General features: G+C 46.6%; 19 protein-coding genes. 15 read left to right on the top strand and 4 right to left on the bottom strand.

Going from position 1 to position 10,680, the window contains the following annotated elements:
- Positions 1 to 71: 71 nt before the first annotated feature.
- The 4 genes from B5F75_RS05650 to B5F75_RS05635 are packed head-to-tail and all read right to left on the bottom strand — an operon-like array spanning position 72 to position 2,383.
- Positions 72 to 1,076 (bottom strand): tyrosine-type recombinase/integrase, encoded by a 1,005-nt coding sequence (locus B5F75_RS05650; RefSeq protein WP_087288833.1) that lies wholly within the window; start codon positions 1,074 to 1,076, stop codon positions 72 to 74.
- A gap of 24 nt (positions 1,077 to 1,100) precedes the next feature.
- Positions 1,101 to 1,454 carry a hypothetical protein gene (locus B5F75_RS05645; RefSeq protein ID WP_087288831.1) on the bottom strand — a complete coding sequence of 118 codons (354 nt, stop codon included), beginning with the start codon at positions 1,452 to 1,454 and terminating at the stop codon, positions 1,101 to 1,103.
- A 15-nt stretch (positions 1,455 to 1,469) separates the two neighbouring features.
- Positions 1,470 to 1,715 carry a hypothetical protein gene (locus B5F75_RS05640; RefSeq protein WP_087288829.1) on the bottom strand — a complete coding sequence of 82 codons (246 nt, stop codon included), beginning with the start codon at positions 1,713 to 1,715 and terminating at the stop codon, positions 1,470 to 1,472.
- Positions 1,716 to 1,726: 11 nt separating this feature from the next.
- On the bottom strand, positions 1,727 to 2,383 hold the full coding sequence (locus tag B5F75_RS05635) for a LexA family transcriptional regulator (RefSeq protein WP_087288827.1): 657 nt from the start codon (positions 2,381 to 2,383) through the stop codon (positions 1,727 to 1,729).
- 335 nt (positions 2,384 to 2,718) lie between these two features.
- Between B5F75_RS05635 and B5F75_RS05630 the strand changes: the two genes are divergently transcribed.
- From B5F75_RS05630 to B5F75_RS05565, 15 genes are all read left to right on the top strand, one after another.
- Entirely contained in the window at positions 2,719 to 2,895 is a 177-nt protein-coding gene (locus tag B5F75_RS05630; protein WP_087288825.1) for a helix-turn-helix domain-containing protein, read from the top strand.
- A gap of 460 nt (positions 2,896 to 3,355) precedes the next feature.
- Positions 3,356 to 3,772 (top strand): hypothetical protein, encoded by a 417-nt coding sequence (locus tag B5F75_RS07475; protein ID WP_087288823.1) that lies wholly within the window; start codon positions 3,356 to 3,358, stop codon positions 3,770 to 3,772.
- On the top strand, positions 3,772 to 4,545 hold the full coding sequence (locus B5F75_RS05620; protein WP_158093789.1) for a ribonuclease H-like domain-containing protein: 774 nt from the start codon (positions 3,772 to 3,774) through the stop codon (positions 4,543 to 4,545). The genes B5F75_RS07475 and B5F75_RS05620 overlap by 1 nt, the downstream gene beginning before the upstream one ends.
- Before the next feature lie 4 nt (positions 4,546 to 4,549).
- Positions 4,550 to 5,086, top strand: a complete 537-nt coding sequence (locus tag B5F75_RS05615) for a hypothetical protein (protein ID WP_087288819.1) — start codon at positions 4,550 to 4,552, stop codon at positions 5,084 to 5,086.
- A complete protein-coding gene (locus B5F75_RS05610) occupies positions 5,070 to 5,498 on the top strand; it encodes a RusA family crossover junction endodeoxyribonuclease (RefSeq protein ID WP_087288817.1) in 429 nt (142 codons plus the stop codon). The genes B5F75_RS05615 and B5F75_RS05610 overlap by 17 nt, the downstream gene beginning before the upstream one ends.
- Complete coding sequence (locus tag B5F75_RS05605; protein WP_087288815.1) at positions 5,488 to 6,321, top strand: hypothetical protein; 834 nt, start codon at positions 5,488 to 5,490, stop codon at positions 6,319 to 6,321. The genes B5F75_RS05610 and B5F75_RS05605 overlap by 11 nt, the downstream gene beginning before the upstream one ends.
- Positions 6,275 to 6,634: a hypothetical protein gene (locus B5F75_RS05600; RefSeq protein WP_087288813.1), complete on the top strand. Its 360-nt coding sequence runs from the start codon at positions 6,275 to 6,277 to the stop codon at positions 6,632 to 6,634. The genes B5F75_RS05605 and B5F75_RS05600 overlap by 47 nt, the downstream gene beginning before the upstream one ends.
- A gap of 8 nt (positions 6,635 to 6,642) precedes the next feature.
- Positions 6,643 to 6,975: a DUF4406 domain-containing protein gene (locus tag B5F75_RS05595; RefSeq protein WP_087288810.1), complete on the top strand. Its 333-nt coding sequence runs from the start codon at positions 6,643 to 6,645 to the stop codon at positions 6,973 to 6,975.
- Complete coding sequence (locus tag B5F75_RS07385; protein WP_158093788.1) at positions 6,972 to 7,145, top strand: hypothetical protein; 174 nt, start codon at positions 6,972 to 6,974, stop codon at positions 7,143 to 7,145. Before B5F75_RS05595 ends, B5F75_RS07385 begins: the two co-directional genes overlap by 4 nt.
- A 235-nt stretch (positions 7,146 to 7,380) precedes the next feature.
- Complete coding sequence (locus tag B5F75_RS05590; protein ID WP_087288808.1) at positions 7,381 to 7,734, top strand: hypothetical protein; 354 nt, start codon at positions 7,381 to 7,383, stop codon at positions 7,732 to 7,734.
- A gap of 26 nt (positions 7,735 to 7,760) precedes the next feature.
- Complete coding sequence (locus tag B5F75_RS05585) at positions 7,761 to 8,162, top strand: hypothetical protein (protein ID WP_143351264.1); 402 nt, start codon at positions 7,761 to 7,763, stop codon at positions 8,160 to 8,162.
- Positions 8,155 to 8,436 (top strand): ASCH domain-containing protein, encoded by a 282-nt coding sequence (locus tag B5F75_RS05580; protein ID WP_087288804.1) that lies wholly within the window; start codon positions 8,155 to 8,157, stop codon positions 8,434 to 8,436. The genes B5F75_RS05585 and B5F75_RS05580 overlap by 8 nt, the downstream gene beginning before the upstream one ends.
- Positions 8,437 to 8,775: 339 nt before the next feature.
- Positions 8,776 to 9,228, top strand: coding sequence for a Panacea domain-containing protein (locus B5F75_RS05575; RefSeq protein ID WP_087288801.1), 453 nt, complete (start codon positions 8,776 to 8,778; stop codon positions 9,226 to 9,228).
- 7 nt (positions 9,229 to 9,235) lie between these two features.
- Positions 9,236 to 9,928 (top strand): hypothetical protein, encoded by a 693-nt coding sequence (locus tag B5F75_RS05570; protein ID WP_087288799.1) that lies wholly within the window; start codon positions 9,236 to 9,238, stop codon positions 9,926 to 9,928.
- Complete coding sequence (locus B5F75_RS05565) at positions 9,909 to 10,550, top strand: hypothetical protein (RefSeq protein WP_087288797.1); 642 nt, start codon at positions 9,909 to 9,911, stop codon at positions 10,548 to 10,550. Before B5F75_RS05570 ends, B5F75_RS05565 begins: the two co-directional genes overlap by 20 nt.
- Positions 10,551 to 10,680: the final 130 nt, after the last annotated feature.

Here is a 10,680-nt window from a genome sequence, read left to right as displayed (position 1 = left end):
CTTTGCAGGCCCTCTATATGGTTTCCGGACTATGAGTTTTTTATTCTTCTATATGCTGACATTTTTGCTGACTAATTATTAAACTTGGGGAGCAAAGCAACTACATCAACCAGCGCTCGTGGAGCAAGGTGTGCGTAGATTTCCGTCATTTTGATTGAAGAATGCCCAAGTAATTTTGAAACATGATATAAATCCGCTCCAGCTTGGACCAGGTGGCTAGCAAAAGTATGGCGCAATTTGTGCAAGTGGCAGTGGAACGGTAGCTTGCGCGTAAAATGCGCGTAGTATGTGGTTATATAATCCTTGCTTCCCCGGCTACTAGATAAACCAACATTTACAACAAACTCGTTCTTCGCTTTTTTTTGAGCAGATAACAGGGCGGATTTTAGCACGGGATCTATTGGCACAAACCGAAAATTCTCTGTTTTGTTAGCGGCAATATGTAATTGCCCACGAACAAAATCCACATCTTCCCATTTAAGGTGGTCCATTTCGCCTCGGCGAAGGCCTGCACGACAACCTAGCAGGACTACCAATTCCCAATCAGCAGACGGACAAATTGCCAAAATCTGTTTTATTTCGTCGATAGTGTGAAATTCTACGCGGTTTTTGTTTTCGCGGAATTTTACTATCCTCTTCCAGTCTTGTGGAGTGACAAGCCTCCAATATTCAGCCTGCATCATTGCCGTACGAAGTGCGCGGGTCGTCCTATTTATGCCAGCATGACCGACGCCAGCGTTTTTTTGGGCGATTTGCAGATCGTCCAACAGGGCTGGAGTTATTTCTGACAAAGCGCGTATTTCTCTAAGCTTGGTTAGCTTTCTCCAAGCGGTTTCAAAAATCTCGCTGGTTTGTTTACTTTTTGTGGCTTTTAAGAATTCGCGGTATTTGAACAAAAAGGCGTCAACAGAGAGAGGACTATAATCGGCTGATTTTTTATTGTCGATAGTGTCTGCTGCTTTAATTGTCGCTACGCTTTTATTCCGAGTTCTTAGAGAGCGGCGTACCCGTTTGCCGGAAGGGTCCGTATAGGAAATATACTTGATGCCGGTGCGTTTGTCCGTATAGATGTGCATTGTTGGAATATATCCTAAGAAAAATCAATTTGCATTTTGTTCCAGCTCGGCCAGTTTGTCTACGATGCACTTATACATCTTTTTGTAATTGGGCCGGGATTGAGCCTTAATGGAGTGGATACTGCATTCATCGGCAATTTTGGCCAGTTCGGCCCGGGCAGTGCTGGGATTATAATTCTCTGGCATAACAACTTCTTTTTCCTCTTCCAAGGGAATGAGGGTGCTGGGGCTGCTCCACTGGGAGAGACCGAAAAAATTGTTTGTTTTGGTTTCTATCAGATAATTTTGCCCGTTTATTTGCGCCACATTGTGGTTAATACCGGCGGCGCAGCCAGAAAGTACAATAAGCCCAGGAAATAATAAGAATATTTTTTTCATACATTCCCCCATAGTTTATTTGGCTGGCTGTGATTTTTTTCTTCTAAAAATAAAGGTTTGATGGGAAACAACGTCCTCTTTTTGCCCCAAAAGAGAGCCTAGGCACCCAGGGGAAACACGTTCCGTTATTGTACAAGGGGTGTAAAACTCCCAGCCTTCATTTTGCATAGCCTGCAACATGTTTTCTAAAACGGATTCAAATGTTTCGTGCTTTTTATAATCAACCGAAATTTGGCCACTAATTACTTTATATTCATACATATATTTCCCTCTTACATTAAACCAAGCCAGTTTTCCTTGTCTTGGCGGCTCCACGAGCCGATGATCAGCCCGACGATGGTTAATTCCTCGGGTATAAACGGCTTGTATTTCGGGTTGGTGGAACAAAGCTGGATTGTGCCGTCCTTTAACTTCTTGATGACCTTCATACACACGCCGTTTTCCGTCTTTACTACCATCGCGCGGCCGTGTATGGGTTCGGTCGTTTTTCTGATGACGCAATAGTCGCCCAGGTGGAGTTTTGGCTCCAAAGAGTCTCCATTGCATTTAACTACAAAATCTGCTCCGGGAAATACCCAGCGGGGAATGTCCCAGAATGTTTCCACGTCTTTATCTGAAAAATCCGGCAGGCCGGCGGGAACATCGGCCAAAATGGGCAGGGAAATGGTGTTTTTGTCCGTCAGTGGCGTAACGCGCAAAGAGCGGGAAAATTCTTTATCTTCAATGCCAAAGGCGGCTTTGACTTCGCGCTCAGAAGTTTTAAACAGTTTGGAAATCTTTTCTATCTTGTCTGCTGGCGGGTTTGCGCGACCTGCGACCCACGCAGACACCGTGCTATCGTCTACTTGCAGCTCTCTTGCTAATCTTATTTTTGCGCCTCTTAAAACGCCATCATTCCATTTTTGTAGTAGTTTTTCCAGTTCTGTCATTTTATAATTCCTCGTCGTAAAATAGGGAATGCAAAAATACCCCTTGACATATCTTAAAAATCTTATTAAGATATTTAAGACAAGGCGCAAATCCTTGTAAAAATGATAGCCGCGGCTGCAAAGGAACGCGGCGGGTGGTTGGAGAGTACGGCAGATTTATACGGCAAACAATTTTGGCGGGGCACCCCCGTCAGATATCCAACCACACAAACCGATAGGGCATACAGGGTAATCCCCACGCTTTTGCAGAGCGGTATGCACTATCGGTTTTATTTTACCAATTTTCCGCGGGGATATTCACTTTTCGCGCTTTAAAAAATTAATTAGGAAATTTTATGAAAAATCAATTTTTGACGGTGGCCGAAACGGCCAAAATTTTGCGGCTTAGCCCGCGCCGCGTGCAGGAACTGGCACAGGCCGGGCGGCTGGATGCGATGAAACCTTTCGGGCGGATTTTAATTAAACGCAAAAGCGTGGCCCAAAAGCTGGGAATGAGGGAGGAAGAATTATGAAACGTTTTTGGCAGTTGCTGCGCCACCCCGAAGAACTCAGCACGCCCTGCGCGGCGGTGTTAATGGGGGGAATTTACCTTTTTGTGCTACTCATGTTCATTTGGCAGATTTGATTTCCGGCGGATGCCGGCGGGCGCGCGGGCCTTTCATCCCAGTCTCCTATTTAATGCGCCCGATAGATTTGAGGGGGTACAGGACCGCCTCCATAATATAAGGCCATCTGCTCCGAGTGAGTATCGGAGTGTCTAACGGAAGGGCAAAAAATTCCGTTTGTTCTTTACATCTCAGTAAGGCGAAGGCGTTTGACGGCAGGGACACAGTGGCACCTCCGGCAGAGTGAACGCGACTAGCCCGCGCGGAATTGAAACACAAACCGCGTTTGCGCCGGCCCGGCAGCGCATTAGAGGGAAAACGGTTTTACACCGACCGGGACATTTTATTTTACGTACAGGAGAACGCTATGGCAGAACAAAACAATGTAAGCCCCGAACAGGTGGCCCAGGCTTTGATGCAAGCAATGGGACAAGTAAACGGGATGATGGGGGGACAAGCTGCCCCCGCAGTGCAGGCCGGAAACACGATGCTGCCTGCAATGCCGGCCCAACCCGTGCAAATGGGCGGTGTGCCCAACCCTACCGGGTGGAGTGTGCCGGTGGAAACGGAGATAAACGGAATGACGGTGACGGTGTATGTCCAATTCCCGGCGCAGACCTTCCCGCAATTCCAACAGATTATTGCCGCGATGTTGAATATGGGCTACCAAGTGCGTGGTTTCCAGCGTAATGGCGGCGGATATGGCGGTAACGGTGGAAGCTATGGCCGCGGCGGCTATGGCGGCGGATACAACCGCGGCGGTGGATATGGGAGGAAATGGTAATGTGCAAACAACCCGTAAACCTGTTGGCTGAGGCGCAGGCCGTAAACACGGGACTGAAGCATTTTTGCTTTGACATTGAAACCGGAAACGCCGCATCCGCCGACATCAACACCAAAGCGCAGGAAGCCAAAATGCCTGCCAAAGCCAAAACGGCACAGGAGCAGCAGGCCGCCAAGATAGAGGCCTATCAAAAAGCAGTAGAAAAAGCCGCCTTGCTGGATAGGGCGCCCATTATGGTGCTTTGCGCGGCCACGGATGCCGGGAATGTGGTGTGGAGCTGCATTCCTTCCAAATGCCCGGTAAAGACTATGCCCGGGCTGGCGGCTGAAATACGCAACTTCAAAACAGAAAAAGAAATGCTGTTGGACTTGCGCGACTGGCTGGCGGAACGCACCAGCGAGCTGACGGAGATTGTGGGCTTTAATAGCCGCGGGTTTGACTTGCCCAAAATGAGAAACGCGTACATCCGCCACAAACTCCAGTTGCCGGCGCTGTTTGTGCCGGGAGTGAACCCGCACTATGACGTGATGCGCGAGTACCTGCGCAATTACACGACCGAGTTTAACGGACAGCTTTTTGTGAAGCTTAAAACCGTGCAGAACCGCTTGGGACTGCCGGAGTACAAAGAAGTAATCAGCGGGGCGGACGCCCCAAAACTGGCCGCAGAGGGACAGGATAAACTGGTGATCCCGTATTGCTATATGGACACGATGACCACCTACCTGGCCTACAAACTGATGACCGGGCAAATTGAAGATGTAAAAGGAGAATAGACCGATGCCGAGAAAAAAAGCAACCGAAAAGGCCGAAACGCAAAACCAGCCGCAACAGGACGAGATTGAAACCGCACTGGAAAGCAGAAACCTGTTCCACCACTTCACCGAGGAAGAACTGGCGGGACTAAATGAAAAAGTGACCGACCTGACGGAAAAGAAAAACGCTTTTGCCGAGAAAGCAAAACTGATGGGCGACATTGCCAAAGGGTCGGAAGCGGAAATCAGGCACACCATTGGCCTAATAAAAGAAGGCGGAGAAGAACGCACTTTGGAGTGCCCGGTAATTATCAACTACACGCAAAACACCTATACCGTAAAGCACCCCGAAACGGGCGACGTGCTGGATCAGCGCCCGCTGACGGCCAAAGAAAAACAGCGTGAGCTTTTCCCGCAGCAAGGAGAGGGCGCGCCAGTGCAGGAAGAGACGGAGCAGACGCAAAGCCAAGAGGCGCAAGCCCAAGAGGCGCAAGCCCAAGAGTTTGATCCAAACCTGGGGGCTGCAGAGCCGCAAGAGGGAGAAGATGACCTTCCCTATTAATGACGGCATTTATCGGCTGTGGGTGCCGTTTAGACCGCAGGCCCAGCAAAGACATCGCTTTAACTTTAAAGCGCGCAGGGCCTATCAGCCGGAGCCGGAGTTTAAAGCCTGCGTGGTGGCGGAGGCCGTAAAAAAGCGGCCCCCGCGCCCGCTGGAAGGAGCGGTGGGGGCAAAACTGACCTACTGCTACCGCAGGCCCGCCTGCCGTATGTACGAAATTTACAAGACAACAAAGCCCGACTTGGACAACCTGGAAAAACCCGTTTTTGACGCTTTAAAACGGGCGGGGTGGATAAAGGACGACGCGAACATCGTGCATACGGAAATAAAGAAAATTTGGGCCGATTTTGACGGGTTAAAACTGGAACTGTCGCAACTGAAAAACGTGCGGGATTTTGGATATGGAAAATAAGGGATACGTGAAACTGCATAGAAGATTTTTGAACAGCGCTGTACGCCGGCTGAAGCCTTCGGCGGTGTGCACGTTTATTGATTTTTTGCTGATGGCCGATTACAAAAGCGGCGAAATACGCACCACTTACCGCGATTTGGCAGGTTGTCTGACAGTAAGCAATCAAAACAGCATAAAGCAGGTGTTGGACTGCCTAGAACGGGCCGGAGCCATAAAAACGCAACGCAAACCCTGCCTGATCATCAAAATAGTGAACTGGAAAAAATACCAAGCGGCGGACAAAAAAGAGCCGGGCGAAACTGCGGAAAAACTGTGGAAAACTGCTACGAAAAGCGTAGCACCTGCTACGGAAAGCGTAGCGGGCTCCGCTACAAAAAATGTAGCAGTTTGCTACGAAAAATGTAGCGGCGACAATAATAAGGTTCCCGTATCCATGTATAGTTTAAAGAATAAAGAATATTTTTTATGCAAAAGTTGGAGTACCCAAATTGATTTTCAAAATCCCAAAACAGACCTGGAAAAATTGGCCCTGTATTATCTGCAGGGAACCAACCATCCGGGGCTAAAAAAACCGAACAAAAACGAAATTTTGAATGCGGCGGTGCGTATGGACATCCCGCATTTTGAAACGATCCTGGCCAACTGCCGGGATTTGGAACAAGCCAAAGCCTGTGTGGCGCGCTATGTGCGGCGGGCGAAAGGCTTGTATTCCCTGTACTACCTGGCCTGCCAGATAAACAGCATTCGCCAGGAAGTTGAAAGCGAGGAACTGAAAAATGGCAAATTTTTACGGCCCGGACAGCGCCCTGCAGAGCAGCTTTAAGACGCCCAGCAATATGCTTTGCCCGGTGTGCGGCGAATATGGGCGGGCTTCTTTTGCCGTATTTGTGGATATGGGCGACAACAAACCGATGATCCACGTGTGCAACAGCCTGGTGTGCTTGGGCTGCAAAGAAAACGGCAAGCGTGGGCGACTGGTGGCCCTGTTTACGGGGCCGGTATCTAACCCGGACTTTTCCAACCGGGGCGCGAAATTGCCCCCTGGCATAACGTTGGACACCGTTCAGAAAGCACTTATCAAAAACCCTACCCGGCGCTGGTTTAGCTGGGGGGAACTGACGAACCGAATGTTTTAGGAGGAAATATGTTCAAAGTAAACACCAAAAATATCGCCCTGACTCAGACGGTGTATTTATCCGGCCCGATGACCGGCTTGCCCGACTACAACCGCGCCGCATTCAACCTGCGGGCAGAAGCGTTCCGCGCGGCCGGGTACAGCGTAAAGAATCCGGCGGACATAAGCGTCACGCACGGGACGGACAAGGCCTATGAGTTTTACTTTAAGAGGGCTTTGCGAATGATGTTGGATGCCGATGTGGTGTATGTGTTTGGCGATACGACGCAATCCCGCGGCGTGGAAATGGAACTGCAGGTGGCCAAGATGGCCGGCATGCAGGTGGTGTGGGAGGGGAGATGACGCGTAAACTTTCGCCGGAAGAACGGTTGTGCGAGGAGGGGCGCACCCATTGTGCGGCGTTTAGCGCCTATTCGGATAAGTGCCGCCAGTGTGCATTGCACGGAGGATTTAAGTTTGAGAAATGCCACCAAAACACGGGGGCTGCTGCGGAAACGGGAGGGCTTTTTTAATGGAGTTTTACACGGAATACGAATTTGAGGAGGCTTTGAGGTGCGTAAAAAAATAGGCGCGGGAGCAAAACCCCCGCGGGAAAAATTAGACCCCGCTTTTAGGCGCTGCAGCCATTGCGGTGAGGTGTTTTTTAGAGCGGACGGAAAAGAACTTAAAAACGGCTTTATTTGTGATTTTTGCGCTGACAAGGGTGTGTGTGCGGTCGGCGCGTGAACGGGGCAATACGGAGGAATTATGGCAAAGAAAAAACGGAAATGCAATGCGTGTGCATTGTTTGCGGGAACAGACAGTTTGGCACCGTGCCGGTTTGGCGCGGGTCATAGTTGTGTGGTGGCGGCCGAAAACACGGCCTGCAAAATGTTTGTGCCGTTGCAGCAGCCGAAAAGCAAGGAGCAAGCCGTGGCGCCCACAATGGAAGCAGGGGACGGAGTGGATGAACCCGCGCCGGGATCCGCCCCGTTTTGCAACGAGTTTGCGAAGTGCAATAATGCCGAGGGATGCGATACATGCCGCGAGTTTACCCTGTGGCTGGCCGAACGGGAAAAGCGGTTTGCAGCGCAAAATAGCCAAAAACGGAGTAGCAAATAGCCTTGCTGCTCCTGGGGGGAGCGAATATGAAACTAAAATTTAGAGATTGGTTGATCCGCAAGGCATTCGGAACGAGATTTGTGGAGGCGAAAATGGAAAATGAAAACACACCAAAAGAGGAAAGAATTATTTGTTTACAAATTGGCTCACATTTAAGAAATTGTCCTTTGATGAAAAACAGTGGACATTGTATTTTGGATTGTGGTTGCGACCAGCTAGAAGGGATTAAATGCAATAAGGGATTACCTCGCACCGAAGCCATTGAGCGCATGGCAAAGGCTCTTTATGACAAGTATGAAGTAAGATGTAATAGCGATGATTGCCCTAATGAAGGCCCAATCTGTGAAGGTTGCCCGATTTGGGAAAAATATGAAAAAATGGCCGAAGCCGCTTTGGACGCTTTGTTAGAGGTTAGCATAAATGAATAAACTCCACTTGCCCCTCACTTACCATTGGTTTGATGAAATAGAATCCGGGCGGAAAACGTGCGAATATCGCCGGTTTACTGAAGGGTGGAGCAAACGCTTATCTCGCTTGAAAAAGAGCGATTTGGTCGTTTTCCATAGGGGTTATTCTTCCCGCACCATTACGCGGAGAATCGTAAACATCCGCTTGGTGGACGGGTGGAATTTGCCCAATGAGGTGTATCAGTTTTTTGGACGCCCCAATGAATCCCGCTTTTTTGAAATAACGTTTGAGTAAACTAACTTTATTGACAAAACTAACAATAAAATGTTATAATAAAAAATAAAAGGAATTGTCTTTCATTAAAATTGTAGTTTTCTACGGTTGTGCATTGGGTCCTTCCAATTTCCTTTTTAATACCTCAAATACCCTTCCAAGTCCTTGTTTAATACCTCAAAAGGCTTGATTTTAGCCCTTATAACCAATACAATATATATAGTAAATGTCACGCAAAATTCGTTTTTCGCGTGTTTCGCTGTACCGATTTGAAAAGAATTACTTACAAGAATGTTTCCTCCCGCTTGCTTTAAGATAAAAGTAAACGGGTTTTGTTGTCGTCATATTTAGGAGGTTAATATGGCAAGCGTCTTTGATGTAGCACAATATATATTGCAAAGAATAAACCCTATTTCTGGAATTAAGTTGCAAAAGTTGGTTTATTATTGTCAAGCTTGGCATTTGGCCTGGAATGAAGGGAGACCTTTGTTTGACGATCGCATCGAAGCTTGGATTAATGGACCGGTAGTAAGAAATTTGTATAACTTGCATAGGAGGCAAACTAAGATATATTCTTTGCCCGAAGGAAATGCAGACAGACTGACAGCTGCACAGAAAGAGTCGATTCAAAAGGTGCTAGATAATTATGGCAATAAAGAAGATACGTGGTTAATTTTACGCAGTCACCAGGAAGCCCCGTGGAAAGATGCCCGCAGGGGATTAAGTCCTTTGGAGGCGTCCACCAATGAGGTGTCTATTGAATCCATACATAGTTTTTATAAAAATAAAAATATTGAAAATTGTGTAAAATAGGAAAAATATGAGAACAATTCTTCCGCAAGACTTTACAATCGTTTTTTTCCCAGCGAATTTTATAACAGAGGCTAGAGTCTTTGATTTGGCAACAAAAATTAAACAGCAAGTGGCTCCAGCCAAACTGCAAGTTAATAATATGGTTTCTCTCCCTGACGGAATGCCAGCACCTTTCCCCTTTATTACGGCTTCTTTATCAGCTGGATGGAAAGTGACTATCACTGCAAATAGAGTGGATTGTATATTGCAACAGTTTAATTTAACTGGGAAAGACCTTCCAGATTCTTTTTTTGATTCGTTGGTTCCTTTATTCACCGCTTTATCTTCTCTTTTTCCTATTAATCGTATAGGAGCAGTAGGACGGTATCAGGATATTTCTGAAAATGGTTATGAAGAATTATCTAAAAAATTTTTTGTTCCACATCTGCAAGATAAACAGGAAAAATTAAATTCTCTTGGATTTTATGCCAAACGAGAAAAAGATTGTCTTTCCTTTTTTGATAATTTCCAATTTGTAAGGAAGACTATAAATAAAGATGGAAAGAATATAGACAGCTTTTCAATCACCCGTGATTTAAATACCGGGAAACAGGAGAACAACTTTACAGAGAACACCATGCTGTTTTTCTTTCAGACGGCAAGAAGTTTATTATCTATATCTCAGATAGAAGAGGTTATTTATGGCTCCAATGGAAAATAAGGATGGACAGATTGAGTCATCTACATCTTCTATGCCCCCGGTCATTCCTTCTCCTTCATTGCCAGAAGAGTTCCTCTTTTGGAAAAACAGGATACAAGAAATTTCAGATGACTATCAGCATTTCAAAGAGCAAGTAGAACAACTGGCTGCAATCTCGGATGAAAGACAAAAATTAGCAGAGGAAGCTAACATAAAACAAGTGTACCTGTCCAATAGAATCAAGCAAATAGAACGGAATTTATCACGACAAACTAAAAATAATATTGAACTCTTGGGGATTTTTGTTACCTTATTTACTTTTATTTCCGTTTCAGCTTCAGTAGCCTTGCAAATAAAGGGTGTCTATCATGCGTCCCTTTTTATTAGCGTGTTTTGCTTATGTTTGTTTGCCTTTTTGCATGTTTTTCATGATTTTATTCAAGCCAGCGACCCTCAACGGGGTTTTAAAAAGCTGTGTGGTATTTGTTTTTTTGTATTCTTGATAGCTGTTATTATGGGAGGATTTTGTTGGACGGGGGAAAGGGAAAAATCCTCAACTGAAACTCATGCAACGGCCTCTTTAAAAGGAGAAAATTCATTAACACCTCAATTGAATGTGGCGACTCCTACAAAAATGAAATAAATTTCACTGTACTTTTCCCCGCTGCGGCGGGGATTTTTATTATATACCCCTACTTGAAAAACGCTAAATAATAGGCTATACTCTTACTGTGGGTTGGATAACGGACGAAAGTCCGTGGTGTCCAACCCAT

The sequence above is a fragment of the Elusimicrobium sp. An273 genome, assembly GCF_002159705.1.
Lineage (GTDB): Bacteria > Elusimicrobiota > Elusimicrobia > Elusimicrobiales > Elusimicrobiaceae > Avelusimicrobium > Avelusimicrobium gallicola.
The sequence above is the reverse complement of the archived record's forward strand: the minus strand, read 5'-3'. Positions and strand labels throughout refer to the sequence as shown.

Excerpts from the sequence above, each read along its gene's own strand:
- B5F75_RS05590 (WP_087288808.1), top strand. The coding sequence starts at position 7,381 with ATGGCAAAGAAAAAACGGAAATGCAATGCGTGTGCATTGTTTGCGGGA.
- B5F75_RS05570 (WP_087288799.1), top strand. The coding sequence starts at position 9,236 with ATGAGAACAATTCTTCCGCAAGACTTTACAATCGTTTTTTTCCCAGCG.
- B5F75_RS05580 (WP_087288804.1), top strand. The coding sequence starts at position 8,155 with ATGAATAAACTCCACTTGCCCCTCACTTACCATTGGTTTGATGAAATA.
- B5F75_RS05610 (WP_087288817.1), top strand. The coding sequence starts at position 5,070 with ATGACCTTCCCTATTAATGACGGCATTTATCGGCTGTGGGTGCCGTTT.
- B5F75_RS05585 (WP_143351264.1), top strand. The coding sequence starts at position 7,761 with ATGAAACTAAAATTTAGAGATTGGTTGATCCGCAAGGCATTCGGAACG.
- B5F75_RS05615 (WP_087288819.1), top strand. The coding sequence starts at position 4,550 with ATGCCGAGAAAAAAAGCAACCGAAAAGGCCGAAACGCAAAACCAGCCG.
- B5F75_RS05605 (WP_087288815.1), top strand. The coding sequence starts at position 5,488 with ATGGAAAATAAGGGATACGTGAAACTGCATAGAAGATTTTTGAACAGC.
- B5F75_RS05595 (WP_087288810.1), top strand. The coding sequence starts at position 6,643 with ATGTTCAAAGTAAACACCAAAAATATCGCCCTGACTCAGACGGTGTAT.
- B5F75_RS05565 (WP_087288797.1), top strand. The coding sequence starts at position 9,909 with ATGGCTCCAATGGAAAATAAGGATGGACAGATTGAGTCATCTACATCT.
- B5F75_RS05645 (WP_087288831.1), bottom strand. The coding sequence starts at position 1,454 with ATGAAAAAAATATTCTTATTATTTCCTGGGCTTATTGTACTTTCTGGC.
- B5F75_RS05635 (WP_087288827.1), bottom strand. The coding sequence starts at position 2,383 with ATGACAGAACTGGAAAAACTACTACAAAAATGGAATGATGGCGTTTTA.
- B5F75_RS07385 (WP_158093788.1), top strand. The coding sequence starts at position 6,972 with ATGACGCGTAAACTTTCGCCGGAAGAACGGTTGTGCGAGGAGGGGCGC.
- B5F75_RS05575 (WP_087288801.1), top strand. The coding sequence starts at position 8,776 with ATGGCAAGCGTCTTTGATGTAGCACAATATATATTGCAAAGAATAAAC.
- B5F75_RS05600 (WP_087288813.1), top strand. The coding sequence starts at position 6,275 with ATGGCAAATTTTTACGGCCCGGACAGCGCCCTGCAGAGCAGCTTTAAG.
- B5F75_RS07475 (WP_087288823.1), top strand. The coding sequence starts at position 3,356 with ATGGCAGAACAAAACAATGTAAGCCCCGAACAGGTGGCCCAGGCTTTG.
- B5F75_RS05620 (WP_158093789.1), top strand. The coding sequence starts at position 3,772 with ATGTGCAAACAACCCGTAAACCTGTTGGCTGAGGCGCAGGCCGTAAAC.
- B5F75_RS05650 (WP_087288833.1), bottom strand. The coding sequence starts at position 1,076 with ATGCACATCTATACGGACAAACGCACCGGCATCAAGTATATTTCCTAT.
- B5F75_RS05630 (WP_087288825.1), top strand. The coding sequence starts at position 2,719 with ATGAAAAATCAATTTTTGACGGTGGCCGAAACGGCCAAAATTTTGCGG.
- B5F75_RS05640 (WP_087288829.1), bottom strand. The coding sequence starts at position 1,715 with ATGTATGAATATAAAGTAATTAGTGGCCAAATTTCGGTTGATTATAAA.